The organism is Enterococcus durans (genome assembly GCF_002277935.1).
In the GTDB taxonomy this organism is placed as follows: domain Bacteria; phylum Bacillota; class Bacilli; order Lactobacillales; family Enterococcaceae; genus Enterococcus_B; species Enterococcus_B durans.
The window spans coordinates 2,919,355-2,941,977 of the sequence record NZ_CP022930.1 but is presented as its reverse complement, the minus strand read 5'-3'; the positions used below and the strand labels follow the sequence as shown (position 1 = coordinate 2,941,977).

Annotated in this window: 22 protein-coding genes, 1 tRNA gene and 1 other RNA gene; 18 read left to right on the top strand and 6 right to left on the bottom strand. The window is 37.8% G+C overall.

The genetic code is table 11. The annotated features are described in order from the left end of the window. Position 1: 1 nt before the first annotated feature. The 14 genes from CJZ72_RS13975 (at position 2) to CJZ72_RS13910 (ending at position 12,597) form a co-directional block, all read left to right on the top strand. A complete protein-coding gene (locus tag CJZ72_RS13975; protein WP_095443998.1) occupies positions 2-562 on the top strand; it encodes a major tail protein in 561 nt (186 codons plus the stop codon). A gap of 124 nt (positions 563-686) precedes the next feature. Continuing rightward, a complete protein-coding gene (gpG, locus tag CJZ72_RS13970) occupies positions 687-998 on the top strand; it encodes a phage tail assembly chaperone G (RefSeq protein WP_002290638.1) in 312 nt (103 codons plus the stop codon). A gap of 23 nt (positions 999-1,021) precedes the next feature. Further along, complete coding sequence (locus CJZ72_RS13965) at positions 1,022-1,213, top strand: hypothetical protein (RefSeq protein WP_002290636.1); 192 nt, start codon at positions 1,022-1,024, stop codon at positions 1,211-1,213. Next, the gene (locus CJZ72_RS13960) at positions 1,213-5,682 is read left to right on the top strand and encodes a phage tail tape measure protein (protein WP_095443997.1); all 4,470 of its coding nucleotides are present in this window, start codon (positions 1,213-1,215) and stop codon (positions 5,680-5,682) included. Before CJZ72_RS13965 ends, CJZ72_RS13960 begins: the two co-directional genes overlap by 1 nt. A 10-nt stretch (positions 5,683-5,692) precedes the next feature. Continuing rightward, positions 5,693-6,523 carry a phage tail family protein gene (locus CJZ72_RS13955; RefSeq protein ID WP_095443996.1) on the top strand — a complete coding sequence of 277 codons (831 nt, stop codon included), beginning with the start codon at positions 5,693-5,695 and terminating at the stop codon, positions 6,521-6,523. Positions 6,524-6,531: 8 nt separating this feature from the next. Further along, the gene (locus CJZ72_RS13950) at positions 6,532-7,551 is read left to right on the top strand and encodes a phage tail protein (protein WP_095443995.1); all 1,020 of its coding nucleotides are present in this window, start codon (positions 6,532-6,534) and stop codon (positions 7,549-7,551) included. Continuing rightward, positions 7,551-8,582 carry a hypothetical protein gene (locus CJZ72_RS13945; protein WP_095443994.1) on the top strand — a complete coding sequence of 344 codons (1,032 nt, stop codon included), beginning with the start codon at positions 7,551-7,553 and terminating at the stop codon, positions 8,580-8,582. The genes CJZ72_RS13950 and CJZ72_RS13945 overlap by 1 nt, the downstream gene beginning before the upstream one ends. Then, positions 8,582-10,228: a BppU family phage baseplate upper protein gene (locus CJZ72_RS13940; protein ID WP_095443993.1), complete on the top strand. Its 1,647-nt coding sequence runs from the start codon at positions 8,582-8,584 to the stop codon at positions 10,226-10,228. The genes CJZ72_RS13945 and CJZ72_RS13940 overlap by 1 nt, the downstream gene beginning before the upstream one ends. A 2-nt stretch (positions 10,229-10,230) precedes the next feature. Next, positions 10,231-10,677, top strand: coding sequence for a hypothetical protein (locus tag CJZ72_RS13935; protein ID WP_095443992.1), 447 nt, complete (start codon positions 10,231-10,233; stop codon positions 10,675-10,677). Between the two features lies 1 nt (position 10,678). Beyond that, positions 10,679-10,816: an XkdX family protein gene (locus CJZ72_RS13930; protein WP_002327992.1), complete on the top strand. Its 138-nt coding sequence runs from the start codon at positions 10,679-10,681 to the stop codon at positions 10,814-10,816. 34 nt (positions 10,817-10,850) lie between these two features. After that, positions 10,851-11,093: a hemolysin XhlA family protein gene (locus CJZ72_RS13925; RefSeq protein WP_002312831.1), complete on the top strand. Its 243-nt coding sequence runs from the start codon at positions 10,851-10,853 to the stop codon at positions 11,091-11,093. Positions 11,094-11,106: 13 nt separating this feature from the next. Beyond that, positions 11,107-11,307, top strand: coding sequence for a phage holin (locus tag CJZ72_RS13920; RefSeq protein WP_095443991.1), 201 nt, complete (start codon positions 11,107-11,109; stop codon positions 11,305-11,307). A gap of 10 nt (positions 11,308-11,317) precedes the next feature. Then, positions 11,318-12,334 carry a peptidoglycan recognition protein family protein gene (locus CJZ72_RS13915; protein ID WP_095443990.1) on the top strand — a complete coding sequence of 339 codons (1,017 nt, stop codon included), beginning with the start codon at positions 11,318-11,320 and terminating at the stop codon, positions 12,332-12,334. Positions 12,335-12,523: 189 nt separating this feature from the next. Then, positions 12,524-12,597, top strand: a tRNA-Ile gene (locus CJZ72_RS13910). A gap of 514 nt (positions 12,598-13,111) precedes the next feature. Here CJZ72_RS13910 and CJZ72_RS13905 read toward each other — a convergent pair. The 3 genes from CJZ72_RS13905 to CJZ72_RS13895 all read right to left on the bottom strand — a co-directional run bounded on the left by CJZ72_RS13905 (position 13,112) and on the right by CJZ72_RS13895 (position 14,941). Next, positions 13,112-13,417 (bottom strand): DUF5960 family protein, encoded by a 306-nt coding sequence (locus CJZ72_RS13905; RefSeq protein WP_095443989.1) that lies wholly within the window; start codon positions 13,415-13,417, stop codon positions 13,112-13,114. A gap of 214 nt (positions 13,418-13,631) precedes the next feature. After that, positions 13,632-13,999: a transfer-messenger RNA gene (gene ssrA, locus CJZ72_RS13900) on the bottom strand. A gap of 168 nt (positions 14,000-14,167) precedes the next feature. Beyond that, positions 14,168-14,941, bottom strand: a complete 774-nt coding sequence (locus tag CJZ72_RS13895) for a Cof-type HAD-IIB family hydrolase (protein WP_081135714.1) — start codon at positions 14,939-14,941, stop codon at positions 14,168-14,170. A gap of 143 nt (positions 14,942-15,084) precedes the next feature. Between CJZ72_RS13895 and CJZ72_RS13890 the strand changes: the two genes are divergently transcribed. From CJZ72_RS13890 to CJZ72_RS13880, 3 genes are read left to right on the top strand one after another with little or no spacing between them, the layout of a single operon-like run. Continuing rightward, on the top strand, positions 15,085-15,441 hold the full coding sequence (locus CJZ72_RS13890) for an SdpI family protein (protein WP_005876856.1): 357 nt from the start codon (positions 15,085-15,087) through the stop codon (positions 15,439-15,441). After that, on the top strand, positions 15,416-16,132 hold the full coding sequence (locus tag CJZ72_RS13885; protein WP_005876858.1) for a response regulator transcription factor: 717 nt from the start codon (positions 15,416-15,418) through the stop codon (positions 16,130-16,132). The genes CJZ72_RS13890 and CJZ72_RS13885 overlap by 26 nt, the downstream gene beginning before the upstream one ends. Beyond that, positions 16,132-17,571: a sensor histidine kinase gene (locus tag CJZ72_RS13880; RefSeq protein WP_005876860.1), complete on the top strand. Its 1,440-nt coding sequence runs from the start codon at positions 16,132-16,134 to the stop codon at positions 17,569-17,571. Before CJZ72_RS13885 ends, CJZ72_RS13880 begins: the two co-directional genes overlap by 1 nt. A 151-nt stretch (positions 17,572-17,722) precedes the next feature. Here CJZ72_RS13880 and CJZ72_RS13875 read toward each other — a convergent pair whose 3' ends face one another. The 3 genes from CJZ72_RS13875 to CJZ72_RS13865 form a co-directional block, all read right to left on the bottom strand. After that, the gene (locus CJZ72_RS13875) at positions 17,723-18,232 is read right to left on the bottom strand and encodes a hypothetical protein (protein ID WP_081135716.1); all 510 of its coding nucleotides are present in this window, start codon (positions 18,230-18,232) and stop codon (positions 17,723-17,725) included. Next, complete coding sequence (locus tag CJZ72_RS13870) at positions 18,219-18,944, bottom strand: hypothetical protein (RefSeq protein WP_081135719.1); 726 nt, start codon at positions 18,942-18,944, stop codon at positions 18,219-18,221. The genes CJZ72_RS13875 and CJZ72_RS13870 overlap by 14 nt, the downstream gene beginning before the upstream one ends. A 128-nt stretch (positions 18,945-19,072) precedes the next feature. After that, positions 19,073-21,214, bottom strand: coding sequence for an LTA synthase family protein (locus CJZ72_RS13865; RefSeq protein ID WP_081135741.1), 2,142 nt, complete (start codon positions 21,212-21,214; stop codon positions 19,073-19,075). A gap of 229 nt (positions 21,215-21,443) precedes the next feature. Between CJZ72_RS13865 and CJZ72_RS13860 the strand changes: the two genes are divergently transcribed. After that, positions 21,444-22,616 (top strand): class I SAM-dependent rRNA methyltransferase, encoded by a 1,173-nt coding sequence (locus tag CJZ72_RS13860; RefSeq protein ID WP_081135721.1) that lies wholly within the window; start codon positions 21,444-21,446, stop codon positions 22,614-22,616. Positions 22,617-22,623 lie beyond the last annotated feature (7 nt).

Below are 22,623 nucleotides of genomic sequence, written 5' to 3'. Positions count from 1 at the left end.
GATGGCAACAGTAGGATTTGAGAGCGTCATTTTTGGCGTAAAAACAGGTGCAGACGGTACTCTAAAAGAATTAGTAGCAGATAAGTCGAAAGGTGGAGCGATCGAAGCTAAAATTACTGGATTAGGCGCAACTTCTAACACGACATACGCTTCAAACGTACCATTTTTCATTGCAAGTAAAGGGGTTTCGTCGCCAAAAGTTACGCTTGACGTGGCAGACTTAATGGATAACGGCATTTACAGCGAAATCATTGGTGCTAAAACCGTGGATGGTGCAAATGTAATTGGTTCAGAAACTGAAGCGCCTTACGTGTCGGTAGTCATGGTTACAGCGAACAAAGAAGGAAAACGCTTATTCATGGGATTGGCAAAAGGAAAATTCAGTCATCCAGATATCAACATGAAAACAGCTGAAGAAAAAGGGGTAGAATTGCAAACCGATTCTATCGAAGGGGAATTCATTTCTGATGAACGTGGCTATGTATACTTAACAGCCGTAGAATCAGAAACGATGACCTTACAAAAATTCAAGGACTTGGTAAATAACAAAGCGGGGGAGTAGTTAACCCTGCATCTACACCAACGACAGATACAGGGACACCAAAAGAACCAGAACCAAAAATTGATACACAAGGTTAGCCATTTTTGGCTAGCCTTATTTTTTGTAAAAACAAGGAGGAAAACAAATGATTGAATTGCAATTAAAACTTGACGGAAAGAAAAAAACATTCAAACAACAAGATATTTCCGCACGTGCAATGCGTGAGTGTATCAAATTTTACGAGAAAGCGGAAAAAGCAGACCTAACTGATTTAGAAGCAATTGATTCAATGATTGCAATTACAGCAGATATTTTCCAAGATCCAGCAGTTACATTTGATGCTATTTTAGATGGTTTGACTGCGAGCGAGTTAGTACCGGCATTAGAAAGTGTTTTTGAACAAATCAATGAACTGGGAAACAATGAAAAAAAGCAGACGGCGAGCAAAAAGAGATAAGTTTTTCTGAAGCCAGGAAAGCAATGGATCAAATCTACAAAGATTTAATCGAAGCAGGTTGGACGATGAGAGATGTGGACGAAGCCGACTATCATTATTTGTTACACCTTTTTGGAGAAGTGGAGAGTGGCGAAGAATATGTAGATGGTGCTGATTTCATCAAACAATTTTTATCGGCTGAAGACTTGGTAAAACTTGAGGAAGGAGGTAAATAATGGCAGGAAAAGGACAACCGGCAGGAAATATCAAGCTAGGGATTAGTTTAGATAGCACTAATTTTGGTAACACGCTGGACGAAATCAATGCGAAAGTCAAACAAGCAGAATCGAATATGCGTGCCAATCTAAAGGCTTATGATTCGGCAGGACGTTCATACGAAGCACTTAGTCAAAAGACGAAAGACTTGTCTACGGTTATGGAAGGGCAAAACGCCAAAGTAAGAGAATTAACAAAGCGCCGTGATGAAGCGATTAGCAAGTATGGCGAGGAATCGAAACAAGTTGCTAACCTTAACACACAGATAAACAATGCTACCGCAAAATATAATGCTTACAGTCGCCAGTTGAACGACACAAAAAAAGAATTGGTGTATTCCAAAACAGCCGTCAATGATTTATCTAATGAAATCAAAGAAAATGAACGGCAAATGAACGCCGAAGTCAAAGCGTTGAAAGCCGCTGGTGATGAATCTGGTGCGTTTGAAGCAAAACAAAAAGGGCTTGCCAAACAAACGGAATTATCCGAGAAAGCTATCGAAGAACAGCGCAAAGTTGTGAAACTTATGGCTGATGAGTTTGGCGATTCAGCAAATGAAACCGAAGATGCAAAAAGGGCACTAGAAAAGTTAGAACGACAAAGCCAAATATCCAGTAGACAATTAGAAGGGGTAACTAACGCACTATCTGAGTTGAAAAGAGAAGCCTCTAATGTAGATGATAAAGTAGATAAAGCGGGAGACTCACTAGAAGAAGCTGGTAAACAAGGTAATAAAGCAGAAGATGGTTTCAAGAGTGCTACTAAAGAATTTAGTGCATTGGCTACAGGGTTAGCTGTTTCTATATCTACAAAAGCACTGGATATGGCGATTGCCGCTGCAGACGCATTGAAAGAATCATTTAATGAAGTAGTAGAAGCCTCAAATACTTTTCAGGGTAAAATGGGAATCACGAAAGGTGAATCTAAACAATTCCTAACTTTTGCGAATGAGTTAGTAAAATCAGGAATGGTAGATACCTTGGAAGAAGCTCAAGAGGCTATCACACAAGTCTACCAAACAGCTGGTAAAAAAGTTACGCCAGAAGGATTGAAACAATTAACCAAATACGCTATTTCATTCAGTAAAACATTTGATACAGATGTAAATGAGACCATGCGTGGTGCGTCACGTATGATGGAAAACTTTGGGATCAGTGCTGAAGAAGCGTTTGACTTACTAACTGCAGGTGCACAAAATGGATTGAATCAATCAAATGAATTAGCAGATAATATGGCTGAGTACTCGCAACTGTTTGGTCAAATGGGATTTACAGCAGATGAGACATTTAGTTTACTTGAAGCTGGGTTAGATGGTGGAGCATATAACTTAGACAAAGTAAATGATTTAATCAAAGAAATGGGTATATCCTTAACAGACGGACGTTTTGAAGAAAACGCAGACATGTTCAGCGAATCAACAAGGAACTTATTTAATGAGTGGAAAAACGGCAAAGCGACTCAGGGTGAAGTAGTCAAGGGTATGATGAATGACTTTGCGAATATGGAAGGTGGATATGACGCCCTAAACAGAGCAGGTACAGTATGGTCTGCTCTAGGTGAAGATAATTCACTTAAAGTTATCAAAGCTATGGCAGGTGCTAGTACTTCCTTTGGTGAAACTAAGAGTAGTGCAGAAGAACTTAATAACACCATGTCTAATACTACAGCATGGGAAGCCTTCACTAATGGGGTGAAAGGAACTGTCAACTCAATAGCCATCTGGGCACAAGAGTTCACTGGTGGGATGACACAACCGATTGAGAATTTCTTTAATAATACATTGCCTAATGCTATGAAAACACTAGATTTCTTTTTCTCTTATATTGGTACATTCATCTCAAATTTAAAAGATGTTATTGGTAAACTGTGGTCTGGACAGGACACAGTAAGTGACCAACACATTTTAAACATGATGGGGTTCAGTTGGGAAAGTATCTGGGCGCTAGATGACTTCATCACACAGGTTAAGGAGAAAGGTGAAGTATTAACTCAGTATATTAAAGGTTTCTGGCAACTGTTTACTGGTGATGAAGCCACCCAAATGCAAGGATACTCATTACTACGTTCATTAGGAATGAGTCAAGAAGACATAGAAGCACTGGAAACAGCGAAAGAAAATATTAAGACTGCTTTTGATTCTGTGAAAGAGGTAATAATAAAACTTCTTGAAGATGGCTTGGATAAAATGATTCAATCCTGGAAAGATTTAGTTAAGATTTGGGATGACAAGATTGCACCTGATTTATTACCTCTGTTCCAACAGTTCTCTGGATGGCTCAGTCGTATCACAGGTGACTTATCAGTCATTACTGGGGCACTAGACAGGTTTGGTGGATCAGGAAAACACAATAGTAATGTTATTATTGAGGCATTCACTATACTATGGGAAACACTGAAATTAAAACTTGGGCTCATCATGGCAGCAATAGAAACAGCTATGATTATTATTTCTAGTACAATCAAGATTTGGAGTGATATTTTCAAAGGTGACTGGTCTACAGCTTGGGAAGAAATAAAGAACATGTATGAGCGTATTGGTAATGCAATATGGCAAAATATCAAAAACACGTTCCTAGGTAAAATTCTAGCAACTATTTGGAAGTTCTTTGAAGAAAATAAAAAGGTGTTCCAAGCAATTTGGGATACAGCCACAGGTATAATGCTTGGTCTACCAACATTCATTTTTGATATCTTTACAAAAATTCCACAGAAAATGGTGGAAGCTATCAGAAACGGCAAAAATCCAGTAGTAGCAGCATTTAAAGAAGTTTTCAATGCTGCACTGAGAGCCATTGGGAAACCAGTAAATGGTATCATTAAGGGTGCGTCATGGGTGCTTGAGAAGTTAGGCGGAGAACCGCTAAAAGAATGGGAAGTACCACAATACGCAAAAGGTACACCAGCCGGTGGACACCCAATTAATGGACCAATGATGGTTAATGATGGACGTGGAGCAGAAACAGTTATCACACCAGATGGTAGAGCATTCATACCTAAAGGACGTAACGTAGTATTGAATGCCCAAAAAGGCACACACGTTCTAACAGCTGAAGAAACAGCTTATATGACTGGAAACAAAGCACCAAGATATAGATACGCCAAAGGTACAGGCTTTTTCGGAAATCTATGGAACAACGTCAAAGGATTTGCTGGAGATGTTGGAAACAAGCTGAAAGATGTAGTCGGCGATGTATGGGATTTTGTAACAGACCCGGGAGCGTTGGCTAGGAAAGTGTTAAATGGTCTTGGCGTACTGGAAGGGCTTGTCAAATATCCTTTAGATGTTGGTAAAGGTATTCTAAGCAAGGCTACCGAAGCATTGACGAACAAAATCACAGAACTATTCAGCAGTGGCAGTTTAGACACTTCAATGGGCATGCAAGGCGTTTACAAATACTTGGCGGACGTTGCAGTTGCAGTAATGAAGAAATTCCCGGGCTTTCAAGTAACCTCAGGTTATCGTGAAGGCGATCCATACTCACACGGAAAGCACAATGCAATTGATATTGCGCTACCGGGAGTCGTGAATGGTTCCCCTAGATACACAGAAGCAGCCAATTACGCATTTGAGAAGTTTGCAAACAAAATCGGCTATGTTATCACAAATGGTAAGGTTCGTGACCGTTCAGGACAATCAGGTACAGGTGTGCATGATGATTGGCGGACATGGCCTGATGGCGACCACTACGACCACGTGCATTTAAACGGTGTAAGAGATCCGCAGGGCGGACTTGTTAGCGGTGGCGATAGCGTTGGTGGAAGTGGCGTAGAACGCTGGCGGCCATACGTAAAACGTGCTTTGAAAATGAATAACTTACCAACCTCATCCGCTTATGTTGATGCGTGGATGCGACAAATCCAAACAGAATCAGGTGGCAATCCGCTTGCCATTGGTGGAAATGACGGCTTAGCAGACGGTAATGCTACTGGATTGCTCCAAACAAAACCGGGAACATTTGCTGCGAATGCTTTTCCAGGATACGGCAATATAATGAGCGGTTTCGATAATATCTTAGCAGCTATCAACTACGCTAAGAAACGCTATGGTTCGGGAATGTTAGGAGTGATTGGGCGTGGACACGGTTACGCAAACGGTGGAATTGTAAACCAACATCAAATTGCGGAAATCGCAGAAGGAAACAAGCCAGAAATTATTATTCCGTTAGATAAGGCTAAACGATCAAGAGCGATGCAGTTGCTTGCGATTGCTCAAGATAAGTTAGGAGTAAAGCCAAAAAGCGTAAATAATAGTAGCGATTCGAGCGGAACGTTAGAAACATTAGTTTCACTGATGATTCAGCAGAATAACTTGCTATCTAAACTTTTAGCAAAAGACACAAGTGTCAAACTTGATGGTAAACCAATTGCAGACAATACAAATGGATACTTAGGTAACCAGTTTAAACGTTCGCTATATACAAGAGGTTAGGAGGGATAAAGTGAATGGCTATTTAATCGATTTTCGCTTCATAAAAAATCAAGAGATAGTATCTCTAAAAGAAAAATTGGGCATAGAGTGTATTTCTTTTGCACGAAAAGCACCACAACTAAATGTAGAATACCAAGAATTTTCAGGGTCAAACGGTTCGAGAGAAGTCGAAAAAAGTTTCAAATCGTTCACTATCGAAGTGGAATTTTATGCTGAATTCAAAAATATGTATGACTATCAACTAAAAGAAACTGAATTATATGCGTTTCTATTCGATGACGAAGGATATTATGTTTTTACAGATAGAGAACCGGGCAAAAAATACTTTGTCCGTCCTAACTCAGTAGAAGTGAATGAAGTTGGTCTAAGATACGCAACTTACAAGGCGACTTTCACTGTTTTTAGAGGTTGTTCCGAATCGATGGCTTCCACGTTATCGGATTTTTTACTGTCTAATGAATGGCAATTTTCACAAGGTCTAGTTGCGGAAGATTATAAGTATACGCACCGAACCAGTAATTTTATCATTTATAATGCTGGCGATTTTGCTATTGATCCACGTGAACATGCTCTAAAAATCACTTTGGAAGGTGAATCAGAAGGCAACGTGACTATTTTCAACAAAACGACAGGGGAACGATTCATCTACTATCCGGAGTTTTCTACGTTGCTAGGCCAAACTTTGACTTTAGACCGTGTTTATCCGAAGTTGAACGGTGTAAATTGCGGAATTGACACGAATTTAGGTTTGATAACGTTAGCGGTTGGAACGAATGAAATTGAAATACAAAATGTTACTAGAGTGGAGTCAAAATGGGACTTCATTTTTTTGTATAAGTAGGTGGGAATTTGAAAGATATTTTTATCCAAGACTACGAGAAAACAAAAAAAGAAATATTGACTGACTACGATAAAAGTACATTTACTGAAAATTGGCAAGAGAACGAAACGTGGGAAATTTCGTTCACTATTGTCAAAACAAAATTCAATGAATTGGCTTTTGATTTAGTCGATTACGAAAATTCAGTATTTTTCAATGGACAAGAGTTTATCGTAAAACAAATGGGCGTTTCTGCCGAAGGGGCAGCAATCACAAAAACAGTTACAGCCACGCACATTTACTACACCATGCAAGATGGCTTTCAGTACGACACAATCACAGGAACACGCTCTATCAACCAACTGCTAGCGCATGTTTTCAAACCTGATAACCGTGGATTTACATGGAATGTTGTAGATCCGAACAAGAAGTTTTTGCCAGTTGAACAAGAAAACTTCGGGAATGGGAACTATTTGAAACTGGTTGAAGAAATTTTGAAAGACTATGATGCGATAGTGATTCCGGACAACAAAAACCTTACTTTCTTCCCTCGTTCAGAATATGGTAAAAAAACCGAAGAACAAATACGCTACAAATACAATACCGATTCCGTGAAATTTGATATTGATACTTTGAATTTGAAAACACAGATAAAAGGATTTGGCAAGAAAAAAGAAGACGACACTTACTACTTCACGCCAATCACATATACAAGTAAGCAGTCGGAAAAATGGGGTATACGTGTTCAAAGTCCAGTCAGTGATGATCGTTACACCGTTTCAGGGAACATGCTCGAGCGGTTAAAGACAGACTTGCAAGACTATCCAACAATCACTGGCACAGTTACTATGAAATGGCGTGTAGAGCCTAATAAGGGCGATTACGTGGCGTTTGTCTATGAGCCGTTAGGTGTCAATACCTATATTCAAGTGGTAGGAATCAAGACGTATCCAGCGATACCAAATAAGCCACCAGAAATCACATTGAGCAACACAAAGAAAACAATGACGTCGATACTCGCTGAAATGGCGAAGAAAGGAGTGATTTGATGGGGTTATTAAAATTAATCAGTAACCGTATCTCTACGGAATGGAAAGAGAAATTTAATAAAAACATTGACTACCTAAACAGCCTTGAAAAGAAACTATCTGATCAAGACAAATCAACGAACAGTCGAATTGATAATCTCGTGCTTCATTCAGGCGGTGATTCTCCTAATGAAGTAGTGGATGCACGTGTTAATAACAAAGGAGAAAACTTTGATACATTGCACGGCCGATTATTAGAACATGAAAACCTGTCAGACGAACAAATTAGTGAACTGAATACAAACATGGATAGTCAAAAAGAGCAAGTTCAACAATTGAACAAGTCTGTCCAACAGATTATTGGTGGGTATAGTGAGCCAATAAATATGTACGTTTCAAAAAACGGTAGCGATATTTCTGGTGATGGATCAGAAGAAAAGCCATTTCTTACCATCCAAACAGCAGTCAATAATATTCCTCTGATTACAACAGGTTCTATTACGGTTTGGATTGATAGCGGAGTTTACTTGGAGGATGTGATGATTCAGAATCTAAATTTTACATCCTTTTTGATTCGTCCCATAGATAATTTCAATGCTGTTGATCCCTCAAAAACAGATTTACCTGTCAAAGTTCGATCCATTTGTTTCACTGCTTGCAAAGGTTATTGTCAAGTTGCTGGAATGCAAATTGTGGATACAGCAAACGGAGCAGACTATGGAATCAGAAATGAGCAGAGCGGCTACATGGCAATTAACAAGTGTAAATTCTCAGAGAATACAAAATCACTTGCAAGATATAATGCCGTTTATGTAGGCGGAACATCAAAGATTAATATGTACGGAGACACGACGTTTATTAACCAGAAAGTGGCAATTTACGCTGTATTGATGGGTGAAATTTTTGTCAGTGCTTTTGGTTCAGGAAATGACGTAGGAATCTTGTGTGAGAATGGCACCGTCAGAGGAACTGTATCAACTTCTTTTGCAACTACCCCAACTAAAATTTCTAGTTATGGGCTAGTTATCACGAAAGGTACGGTGTTGGCTTAATGGTGTATAAAATTAATGAATCGATCATTGTGATTCAAGCAGAAGCAACTAATCCCAATAATACAGGTGTTGTCTTTTGGTCGCATGATCGAGGAACAGCTAAGCTTCGAATGCAACTCGTTCGAAAAAATGAAATAACTCAAAGCTTACCAGAAGGAACGACTGTTCCAATTCGATTGATGTTTCGGTCTGCAACAGCAGAAGGGGGATATGGAAAACATGACTATCTCGCCACCATCGAAGATCGCGTGAACGGTATTGTGTCTATCGTGCTAGAAGACAACATTTTAGGTTATGTTGGACTTGTCGAAGGTAGCGTATATATTGATTTCCCAGGCGACCGCTCGTTAGATACAGCTGGTCGTTTTACTTTTTACATCAAACGCAGTCCAATCGATGATAGTACGCCAGAACTAGAAGATTATTATTTTAATGGTTTTAGCCAGACAATCGATAAAATCGAAAAAATTCTAGCTGATGGAAAGCAAGAGATTGAACAGAAAATTGCGGAATCTGAAACGCAGATTGATGCGAAATTAAAAGACGCAAACGACAAAATCACGAAAGCCAATCAAGATGTCGCAACTCTCAATACGAATATCGATAAAGCCAATGATCGTATTGATCAAACGAATCAACAAATCGGCGATCTCGGTCAGCTGAAAAGGATGTACTCTAATAGTATTGATTTTGGTGGAAAAGGATCGTCTTTATCAGATTTTCTCGATGCTCCATACTATTTGAGTAAAGTACCCCTGCAAGAAAACATTGCGAATACAGCTGTACAGTTTCCAATCAGTTCGAGTAAATATACCCTCTACTCAGCTAAAATGCAAGAACCATTTGTTGTGGGTAATACTTACACAATAACGTTAGAAGGGACCAAACCATCTACACAAGCGTTCAGAGTGTATGGGCAAGCTGTTGAAGATTATAATTACGGGGGCTTGGAACCAGTTGAAGGTCTCGTAAACACGTGGTCTCTAACATTTACTACCTCAAAAGTTAGCCAAGACCATCCGAACTTGCTCCAAATACTTCAACAGCCTGGCGCAACAGTTGGAGCATGTACTATTAATTGGCTCAAAATCGAAAAAGGCGCTACACGTACACCAAATATCAGTCAGTTTAAATACTTCGGCGAAGGATTGAAAGACAGCGACAATCCAAATGATTACAGCTGGGATATCACACCAGAATATGCTGAAAAAAGCTTGAACAATACGGTCAGTCTGACTGAACCACAAACTGTTTTAGGGCTAAAAAATTTTTCTGATGGTATTCAAATAGCTGGTGATCGTGTAGTTGGTGAGAATGAACATGTTGTATACACGCTAGATGCATCGAACAGCAAATCCTTCATTGATGGCTACGCTACATTCATCAAACATGGGAAAATAGTAATCGTTAATGGAACAGTAAAGTTCAAAAAAGCTTATGCCTTTGGTGTACCACTTGATGATGAAGTCCCCGAAGAATTTATTGCAAGAGGAGTTAATGGAATGATAATCGGAGCATCCGGTACTTCCAATAGCGCAAAAATGATATACGTAAGACAAGGCTTTAAATCGATAATGACCAATAGTGAATTTGCCATCAACGAGTGGTTTACATTCAATGGTGTTTACTGGGTCGGGGAGGAATAACTATGAAAACAATTTGGCAATATGGACGTACTGGCGGAGAGTACGCAGGAAAAGTATTGGACGACATGCTTGTATCCGTTCCTTACACGGATCAGCCGCCGCTTGAAGGAATTCGTGCTGATGGCGAACCGCTAACGATTGCTGATCAGATGTTTGATCCTAAATTGAATCAATGGATTGTGTTAGCGAACGCACTAGATCACAACGATTTAAACAATCTCAAAGCGATGTACGAGGCTCTGGAACATGAAAACGATAACCTAAAGCAGCTCAATGCCAAAATCATGCTAAACGATGTAGCGATTAAACAGGAAAATGCTGCATTGAAAGAAAAAGCGGATAGTTTAGCACAAATCAATTCAAAAATGATGCTTGCTTCGTTACAAAATAGCAAAGATATTTCAGAAATTAAAGAGCAACTAAATCCAGCTTCAAAGGGAGGTGAGTAGTATGTTTAGCTTTAGCGATGTGAAAATGATGTATGATTGGGGCTGTTTTACTGACGATCAAGTTCGTCTATTCGTTCCACTATGCATTACAGACGAAGAAGCAGATAAAATCATTAATAAAGATAAGAGCGCATCTTAATTGATGTGCTTTTTTGTTGGAAAGTTGGTGGAACATGAAAGAAGAAGCACTTCAAGACGTTGTAGAAAGGCTAGTAAGAATTGAAACAAAATTAGACAACTACGAATCACTTAGAGAAAAGGCTGATAGTGCAAAAGATTTGGCAGACAAAGCCTACTCAGTAGCGCTAAACAACGCAGAAGATATCAAAGAAATGAAAAACAATAATAAATGGGCTTGGGGCTATATGATTGGCTTAGGCATTACGATCATTGGCTATTTCCTAACTAAACTATAAAGGAAGCGAAAAAATGATTTTACCAGACAAATACTATCAAATAATCAAATGGGCAGTATTGACGGTATTGCCAGCTGTTTCTGTGTTGGTTGCGACACTTGGAAAGGCATATGGATGGAACGGAACAGATATGACAGTACTCACTATCAATGCAGTAGCAACATTTTTAGGCGTTATCACTGGTGTTTCTGCATATAACAACTCAAAAAAATAGGAGGAAACAAATGAAGAAGAAAATCATTTTATCATTGAGCCTATTAACGGCTCTTTTTTTATTGCCGATAAATACCTTTGCTTACACGATCAACGATGAGTTCGCTTTAGGTGTAAATGAAGGTAGCTCTCAAGTAGCAAATAATCAGTACATTTTACTGCATGAAACGGCTAATGAAACAGCAACAGGACGCAATGAAGCACAGTATATGCAACGTTCATGGACTAGTGCTTACACTGCTTACATTGTGGGAGACGGCGGAATTGTTTATCAAGTCGGTCAACCTGGTTATGTACAGTACGGTGCTGGTTCGTATTCTAATGCTAACAGTCCTGTGCAGATTGAGTTACAACACACACATGATAAAGCAACGTTTGAGAAAAACTACAAGGCATACGTTGAATTGGCTAGAGATTCAGCAATGAAATATGGTATTCCACTTACATTAGACACGCCTTATAACCAACCAGGAATCAAATCGCATTTATGGGTAACACAAAATATTTGGGGTGATCATACAGATCCTTACGGTTATCTTTCTGAAATGGGCGTAAGTAAAGAAAAATTAGCATATGATTTAGCTCATGGATTTACCGATGAAAATCCAACAACTTCTGAAAACAAGCCTGTCATTGATCCAACACGAGCTGGTGCAGCTAATCCGACTTTAACAGATGGAACGAATCATTCTCACATTGATCAGTTCGGAGAAATCGAAAACGCAAACTTGCATGTGGCTGGCTGGCACATTGCTAACTATAAATACGAGTACATTTTTATCATGGACTATAATACTGGAAAAGAGTTAGCACGAGTAAATGCTAATGGCGTTTCACGTCCAGATGTAAACCAATCTTATAGTACTTATGGAAACGTTGGTTATCATGTATCGTTCAACATGCGTAATTTTCCTAATAAGAAAGTCTATGTAATGATGCGTGCAACGAATGATCCAGAAGGGAACACTAAAGGCGGAACACAAGATTTTCATGATAAACGATGGTACTTGAATATTCCACAACGATAAAAACAGCCCCTCGTTGAGGGGCGGTACATAATTATATTGAAAACTATAAAAATCATTCGATAAAATAGTAATGTTATTGCATATCTTCACTATCACTCATAAATAGTCACACTCCAAGATATGCGATAACAGGTTTGTTGCCACACATTCTACTGGTTGATTGTTTATGGCTTTATGTGGCAACAACCTGTACTCTTAGCTCAGTTGGTCAGAGCAGACGGCTCATAACCGTCCGGTCGTAGGTTCGAGTCCTACAGGGTACATTAATGTAGCCAATTGAATTGTTCTGTGTTAGAATTTTTTGAAGAGTATTATACAAGCTAAAGCTTTTCTTCATTGCCACTCAAATGAGTGGCTTTTTTATGTATTCTTTTATGGATTAATGAAAGGATGTTTCACATAGTTATACTTCTGTATATTTGAAAAGTTTTACTTTGATTTTTAAATAGAAAGACATTTGGGTTAAATTGTGAGATAATAATAAAGAAGAGTTTAAAGCGTTCCCCGAAAACCACTTCCCCATAAGTGTGTTACGCTTTAAACTCTTTTATATTTGAAGCCATTAAAAAGCATACCATATTTTTGAAAAAAAGCGAGAAAAAAGGCTTACAATTGGAGTGGTAGTTAATTAGTGACTTATTTTTGATTTTATAGCACTGATACTATAAAATATAGATATCATCATATTACACAATCTTAATAATAACTTAAAAAATATCTCCTTTCATAAGTATGGTGATAAAATCCGTTCCGGGCTACCTTTTTAGGTAGCCTATTTTAATCTTTATACCTTTCTGGATCAACAAAAGTATACTTTACATAGTCAAATCGTTTATGTTTTGCTCTAACATCTGGGACATTGGTTACTACATCAAATAAAAAATAGGCATCTAGATTCATTCTCGTTTTCGCAGCAGGAATTTTAAAGTAGTTCTTATTAGAATAATGGAGATTGACTAGCAGGCTAGTTTCAATTGCTAAAAAGACTACTTCAGTATCCCAGACTTTATATAAATCTTTGACAAATTTTTCTGACGGATCGTATTTAAACCAAAGCAGATGTTCCTCTAGCTCGATTGTCATGTTTTTCACCTCAACGAAAGTATACGAACTAAAGTTCTTTTTGTAAAGTTAAGTAAGTTGCATATATAAAGTATGCAACATGAAAGAATGTATTTTTTGAATGCCATTTTGAATGCCATTTATAATTATTTAACGAATTTTAGTGAAAATAAAAAACGCTCAAACCCTTGTTTAATAAGGATTTGAGCGTTATGCGAAATCTACCAAAATCTCACAATGGAGACGGCGGGAGTCGAACCCGCGTCCAAACACATCGACACTTAAAAATCTACGTTCATAGTCAACTCATTTGAGGTTTCGCTTTACAGCTTGCCGAGTGACAGGCATTCTGTATTGCTAGTCTGATGATCTCTTTTAAACTTTACAGACGGAAAAGTTTAACGTATCCCACTAAATTTGAGACCCTTACTCGAGCACATGGGCGATGCCGAGAGGATCTACGCTAACTGTTTTTAGGCAGCTAAAGCGTAAGAGTTGTTTTCGTTTTTAGCAGTTATATTTAACTGTAACGTTTTAACGTAGACGTAACCTACGAAACGCAATTCAAGCTCGAACTGTGCCTGTCGAATCCGTAACGTCCCCGTAAAGATACAAGGGTTACGTATATTTTCATACAAAGCATAGTATACCATAATCGTTCTTTTTTTCAAGGATAAAGAGTTAATTCATCCATAGACAGAAACATTAGATGATACGGTAAGCACCAACAGTTCTTAGCATAAGGAGTTACCGCATCATTTCCTGTTTGATCTAAATCAAATCGAAATGTTTCAATGCGTGGACGATCCCACCTTCAGTATTTTTCTTTGTAATAAAGGTCGAAAGTTCTTTCAAGCCATCATACGCATTTCCCATAGCGATTTTATTGTCACAGGCTTCTAGTAGAGCAAAGTCGTTTGGACCATCGCCAAATCCAAATGTCGGTACATCTGCCAAATCCATTTCTTGTTTTAGACGTTTGACACCAACACCTTTAGAAATCCCTTTTTTAACGGTATCGATAGAGTAAGGGCCATTTCGATAAAATGTCAATTCTGGAAAATGTTCATGGTAGTATTCATCACCTGATTTTGACAGGATCAATAACATGTTGATTGGATGATCCAAGAAAGCATACGGATTGATTTCTGGAACAGTTGAATGAATGAAATCGTACGCTTCGATCATTGTTTGATCGTGGCCAGTACACCAAATATTTTGATGATTATAAAAAGATAACTGGTGACCTTGGCTAGTGACATGATCGAGCATTCTCTGACACTCATCGGTAGAGAATTTTTCTGAATGGATTTCTTTTCCATCTACGCTGATGTAGGAACCATTCATCGTTACCGCAGAAGTAATACCGGCATCAGACATGATATGCTTGATCTCTGCTTCTGTTCGACCCGTCGCAATGACTGGCAAAACATTATTTTTTTTCAATGCTTCCATAGCGTTTGCCACTTCGGGTGTGATCTTTGAACGAGAATCTAATAAGGTTCCATCAAGATCGAAAAAAGTAATCGCACGATAATTTGACACACAAAAAACCCCTTTATTATTGGATTAACTCTATCTTAACAAAGTTTGAATAAAAGACAAACGTTTCGTGAAGAATTCCTGAATATATTGGTTCAAACCAACTTTTAGAGTATACTAGAAGGAGAGATTTAGGAGGGGATTGGATGATTTTTTTTACTGTCGGAATCGGATTGTCATTCATTGGGATGCTGTTTTTACTTGTACCTTCTAAAGGGAATATCCCGTTTTATGGCTACCATTCACCACGTGCAGTCCAGTCAGAAGAACATTTTCGCTTAGCGCAAAAAACGAGTGGTAAATACTTTTTGCTTTTTGGCTTATTGATGGCGCTTATAGGCTATTGGCTAAAAATTACGGGACATACGAATTTTTTTATAATTGAAATGCTGGTGTTGGTTTTTCCAATCATGCCTATTTTTATATTAACGGAAAAAAGACTTCAAAAAATGGATGATGAACTTGGGAGGAATAAAGATGAATATTTTGATGATCGAAGATAATCAATCCGTATCAGAAATGATGCAGATGTTTTTTTTGAATGAAGGATGGGAAGCAACATTCAAATACGATGGTAAAGAGGGGCTAGATGCATTTCTAGAGAAACCGAACTACTGGGATATGGTGACGTTAGATTTGAATTTACCAACGATGGATGGAATGATTGTCGGACGTGAGATCAGAAAAGTGTCTAGCACGGTACCTATCATTATGCTGACAGCACGGGATTCAGAGAGTGATCAAGTGATCGGCTTAGAGATGGGGGCAGATGATTATGTTACAAAACCCTTTAGTCCATTGACTTTGATTGCACGTATGAAGGCATTGCATCGCCGCAGTGAATTAGTCGAAACAAAGGATGAAGCTGGGAGTTCCGATCAGCATTTTGATATCCAAACGGACCATTTTAAAATGAACACGAAAACACGGGAAGCTTATTTAAATGAAAAACCAATCGAAGGATTGACACCAAAAGAATTTGATTTATTGTTTACGTTAGCCAAAAAACCTCGCCAGGTGTTTTCACGGGAACAACTTTTGGAATTGGTGTGGGATTATCAATATTTTGGAGATGAACGCACGGTTGATGCGCATATCAAAAAATTACGCCAAAAAATTGAAAAAGTAGGGCCGCAAGTTATCCAAACAGTTTGGGGCGTGGGCTACAAATTTGATGATTCTGGTGTTGCCTAATGCGGTATCTTTATCAACAATTATTAGCTTTTTGTGGAATGATCGTCCTGATTATTTTGATCGTAGGGGTTTCGTTTACACAATTGACGAAACAAACGATCGAAGAAAACAACTATCAACAATTGTTTGGTTATGCAGAGTCAGTTGAAAAATCGACGCAAACTTATTCGGATACATTTCCGCAGATGACACAAGATCAAGCATTTCAAAATGCACTCTTTTTCACTGAACAAGTCTTGTCTGAACAAAATGTCAATTTTATTTTTATTGACAAAAATGAGCGAGTCATCTATCCAACAAATAATACGATATTGGCTTTTTCGATAAATTCGAATCAGTGGGAAAATCTGCGAAGTGGTCGACAAGTAAAATATACCTCGAACAAGAATATTTTAGGACAAAACCAAGCAACCTCTTATGCACTTGTTCCTTTTAACTTAGACCATGAATTTTATGGCGGATTGGTGGTTAGTCAGCCAGCTAGAAACATTGATAATAGTGTACGTTCCGTTACTCTGAATCTTTTCAAAGGATTCATTTTTTCGAGTATTATTGCCATTATCGGAAGTTACGGATTTGCAGCTTTTCAGGTGAAACGGATCAATCGTTTAAGAAATGCGACAAAAGAAGTGACGAATGGTAATTTTGATGTTCAATTACCTGTACATGATAAAGACGAATTTGACGAACTAGCTGATGATTTCAATAAAATGACGAATTCTCTAAAAGAGTCACAAGCAGAGATCGAAGAGCAAGAAAATCGTAGAAGGCAGTTTATGGCAGATGCGTCGCATGAAATGCGTACACCTTTAACGACGATTAATGGATTACTTGAAGGGTTAGAATATAATGCAATTCCAGAGAATCAACGGGACAATGCCATCAAGTTGATGAAAAATGAAACAGAGCGGTTGATTCGCTTGGTCAACGAGAATTTAGACTATGAAAAAATACGAACGAATCAGATCAGTATGGTCATCAAGAAATTCAATGGAACAGAAACGCTGGAAAATATCGTTGCACAATTAGAAGCGAAAGCAGAGGCGGCTGGCGATGCTTTGGTATTGAATGCAGAACCAGATATAGAAATATATGCAGATTATGATCGCTTTGTTCAGATCATGGTCAATATCATTCAAAATGCGATTCAATTTACAGAAAATGGAACGATTACGATCTCTTTGGAAAAGGGGTATCTGGAAACGATCATCAAAATACAAGATACCGGTATCGGGATGTCAGAACAGCAGATGAAGAGCATTTGGGATCGTTACTATAAAGTAGACCCGTCAAGAAAAAATACCAAATATGGTGAATCTGGATTAGGCTTGCCGATCGTTCAGCAATTGGTTCGACTCCACAAAGGTAAATTGGAAGTTGAGAGTGAACTAGGGAAAGGAACAACCTTTACAGTTAAATTGCCAGATGTTGAACTCTAGAGTATATGGAAAAAGAGATCGAGACAAAAGTTATTTAGGTTGTTTAGGTTTGAGAAATTGGAGAAAAAAAAAACGAACAATACGTTTTTCGTATTGTTCGTTTTTTTGAAATTTCCGAAAAAACTGATTTTTAGATTTGTCCACATTCTTTTTATTTATCTTGTAAGGAATCTACGTATTGACTGCGAGCAATCGTCTCATCGTGTGTAAGAAGTAATAGCGCTACGTTTTGTTTTTTGACTAGACGTTCAAGTAAATCGAGCAGTTCTTGAGTTTCGGCAACAGTTAATAGATCAAAAAAATCTTCTAGAATGATTTGCTGTTTTTTTGCTAATAAAGCATGTAATAATTGTAATTTGATCTTTTCAAAAAGAGTAAGATCATCTGGCTCTTGATCTAGTAAAAACGAGTCTACATTTAGTTCTTCTTGGAACATCAAACGGGACTGCTTATTTTCGGGAATGTTCAAGAGTACTTGATCTTTAACTTTTAAATAAGGAAACAATGGCCAATCTTTCTGAACAAGTAGAGGTTCATTTTTACTTGTAAGAAAAACTTGCTTTTTTAGTTCCTTCAAAAGCTCAAGATTGTTGTGGTCACTCTTTTGATAGAGTATCGCAGTGAGTTTACCGTTGGAAAGGGTACGATCAAATGGTGTCAAAAAAAATCATCCTTCCTTTTTTTAACCGATGATAAAATATAGAGAATTGGAGAATACTCAAGGTCATACTGGTACCTGCCAGCATAAGAACTGTTTGGTAAAATCCTTTTAATGTGTCAATAAGGAAAAGATCATTCACAAACTCAATCTTAAAAAATGTTTGTTGATCCATTGGAATAGCTAATTTTGATGTAGTTGCTAAAGAATGGATATCTGGCATATCAAAGAATTTCAAACAGAGAAAGTTAATTTGTTGAATCATTTCTTGGTAAGAACGTTGGAAGAGCACGATCCATAGGAATAAGACCGTACAACAAATCAATAGAGGCAACATCAATTGCCAGGCAATAAAAAGAAAAATTTTTCCTTTAGATAGTCCAGCTAAACGCCAGTTGATCAACTCTTGACTATCCTGACGGAGCGATCGTTGAAAGAAAAAAATGAACATCACAGAAAATATAGTCAATAGTATGACAATAACTTTCAAATAGAATTGTCTTATCGTAACGATTGAGGGCAAGTTTGCTTTTACTGCAGTAATATCTAAAAAATTGAGACGTTCCTGTACTTGACTATAGATAGTTGTTTGTACATGGTAAAGGTTACAGGCAAGCATCAATAAAAAGGCAGCAATACTTGAAAAAAGACAATAAAATATCGTCTGTTTTTTATAGTAGACTAAACGAGCTGTTGAATACCGAATCATTCTCATCTTTTTTCACCTCTAATCAATTATAAAAAATGAATATGAATAAATTATGAAATTCGTATAGTGAAATAACGAATTCCTTTTTTTGATAATAAAAAAGCAAGCCCAATAGATCGAGCTTGCTTTTAGTGCTATTTATCTGTTTCTGCTGGTTCTGATGATTCAGTTGAAGTTGTACCGTGTAATTGTTGGTATGTCTTTGTTTCGTAGAGATCTTTTGTTGATTGTTTATTGTTTTTACTGAAGACACTTGTTGATTTATCGCCAAGTGTTTTTTCTTTTTCGGTCAATTGTTCAAGTTGTTTCTTATAATCAAAATCAGTAGCTTCGATTGGTTTTAAACCGGTGTCCGTAGAGAAGCGGAGTAAATCGCCGTTATTGATTTGGTCAGAAACAGCCAATTGTTTGTTTACTTTTTCTTTCAGTGCATCAATCTCATTTTGTACTTCTTGGCTTGGCTCAGTGATTGCTTCACCTGTGTTGTTATCATATATCGTACCACCATAGAACGTATATTTAGGTGTAACAAAATCGCCATCTCGGAAAGCAACAAGTTGCTCATGATTTTTAGAGAACAGGTCTTGTCCCAATTGGATATAATTCTTTGTATCTACCCCTAAAAGGTGGAGCAGAGTAGGAAGTGCATCGACTTGGCCACCGTAAGTATGATTGATACCACCATTGGTTTGTCCTGGTACATGGATCATGTAAGGCACCCGCTGCATTTGGGCATTGTCGTAATTGCTCCAAGTATCACTTGTTTTGCCAACAAGCTCAGCTAATGATTTATTTCTTGAATTAGAAATACCATAGTGGTCACCATATAACACGATCACTGAATTGTCGTAAAGACCGCTTGCTTTCAAATAATTAAAGAATTCCTCAACAGCTGTATCTAGATAATTTGCAGTTGCAAAGTAGCCATTGATCGTTTCATCATTTGTCGAAGCTAACGGGAACCCACCTTCATCATTCGTGAATTTCGAATAAGGATAGTGATTCGATACGGCAATAAATTTTGAATAGAACGGTTGTTGCAGATGTTCTAGATATTGTACAGATTGTTGGAAAAATGGTTTGTCATGCAAGCCATATTGGAATGAATTATCATCATTGACATCATAGTAAGAAGCATCAAAGAAATAATCATATCCCAAGTTTTTATATGTTTCATTCCGATTCCAGAATGTACCAGCGTTACCATGGAAGGCTGCACTTGTATAACCTTGTGTCTGACTCAAAATATCAGGAGCTGCTTGGAAGGTATTTTTGCCACCCAGTTGGGTAAACAAGGAACCTTGATTTAATCCAAATAATGAATTTTCCATCAGTGTTTCAGCATCACTTGTTTTACCTGCTTTGACTTGATGGAAAAAATTATCGAAACTAAATGTGCTATTACTGTGATATAAGCTATTAAGGAATGGTGTAACTTCATGTTCGACACCATTTTCATCTTTTAACTTATAATCCAGTAAAAATTGTTGGAAGCTTTCCAAATGGATATAGATGACATTTCTGCCTTTGGCGATACCGAACATATCCTCATTTGGTTGAGCGTAGTGCTCTTTGACATAGCTTTCTACCTGTTTCATGTCATTCGGACTAGCTTCTGCACGGACTTGGTTTGTTTGGTACGTTTGAACACCGTCATAAACCATGAAAGCATTCAGACCTAGATATTTGACAAGATAGTCGCGTGAAAATGTACGAGTGAGTAATTCTGGGCGATCAGCTTCTGCTAAGAAGAGGTTACCAGAAAAAATCATGACTGCTAAAGTGGAAATAGCAAAGGCCATTCTTGCACGGATAGGTTGTGGGTCCATCTTGATTTTTTTAGTGATCAATAAAACAGCGATGACCACAAAATCGATCCAATAAAGGATATCGTAAGGTCTGAACAAACGGATGGCACTTTCTCCTAAACCACTTGCTACTTTTCCTGCACCTAAAATCGTATTGATCGTGATAAAATCGGTAAATTCACGATAATAAGTCACATTAGAGAAAAGGAGGAGGGTCAAAAGAAAATAAATGACCATCATAGTGATATAAGACGCCTTTGTCCGTCTCACGTATAGTGCGATCCCTAATAACAGTAAAGTTGTAGCAATCGGGTTGATGAACAATATAAAATATTGTATCCCGCTTTCTATGCCCAAGTGAAAATCAAATAAGTAGGCAAAAATTGTTTTTAGCCATAATAAAACAGCTAATAAAGAAAAAAATCCAAGCCTTTTATTCAAAAAGTTGGGTGTTTTTATTCGTTTCAACATCTATCTTCCTTTCCGCACTCAAAAATGTTCTGAGTGTTGTGAAGCTAATATTCCTCATTTTATATATTCCCCTTTATTCTACTAGTATGAAAAATAAGTGTCAATCGAAACCAAACGCTTTCATGCCTGATTAAGGATTTCTTTATGTTTTGTGAACGCTAGCACTAAGACAGAAGACCTGATTTTTGGTATACTGAGGAATGAAAAAGTTAAAGTAGGTGAGTCCATGAAAGTACAAATAAAGAAAAAAGCTGGAAATCGTATAAAAAAAGGATACCCACTGATCCAAAAAGAAGATCTAGCCCAAAATTGTGGAGAAACAACGGAATGGATCGAGTTAGTCGATCAGCAAGGGAACTTTTTAGCTAAAGGGTATTTAGGAAAACAGAATAAAGGAATCGGTTGGGTCTTAAGTCGAAAAAACGAACCATTCGATCAATCCTTTTTTGAAAGAAAATTTTTAGAATCAAAAGAAAAACGTGCTTCTTTTTTATCGGATGAACAAACGAACGCTTTTCGTTTGTTTAACGGTGAAGGAGATGGGATTGGCGGACTGATCATTGATTATTATGATCGCTTTGCTGTTTTTTCTTGGTACAATGAGACTCTTTATACTTACCGTCAATCAATAGTTGCTGCGTTTCAACAAATGTATCCAGAAATCGAAGGCGCTTATGAAAAGATCCGCTTCGAAAACAATGAGTTACCGGAAAGTAGCTTTATTTTTGGAAAAGAAGCGCCAGAGCCTTTAGTGATCAAAGAAAATGGCGTGCGTTACGCAACTTATCTAAATGAAGGACTCATGACAGGCATCTTTTTGGACCAAAAAGAGGTTAGAGGTACTTTGATCGATGGATTAGCTTTAGGAAAAACGGTTTTAAATATGTTCAGTTATACAGGTGCGTTTTCAGTTGCTGCAGCGATGGGTGGTGCTCTAGAAACAACGAGTGTGGATCTAGCGAAGCGTAGTTTGAAAAAAACACAGGAACAATTCGAAGTGAATGGACTAGATGTTGCGGCACAAAAGATCATTGTTATGGACGTATTTGAATACTTTAAATACGCAAAACGAAAAAAGATGACTTATGATTTAATCGTACTAGACCCACCAAGTTTTGCTAGAAATAAGAAAAAAGTTTTTCGAGTGGCAAAAAATTATGGCGAGTTAGTAAAAGACAGTCTCGACATTTTGACAAATAATGGACAGCTGATAGCTTCAACAAATGCAGCGAACGTGAGTACTGAGCAATTCAGAGAGATGATCGAAGAAGAATTCATCTCAGCAAATGTCAAATTTGAACAAATAGGGCACTATCACTTGCCGCAGGATTTTCAAACCATCGACGCCTTTCCAGAAGGAGATTATCTAAAGGTATTTATCTATCAGATCAGGAAATAAGAAGGAG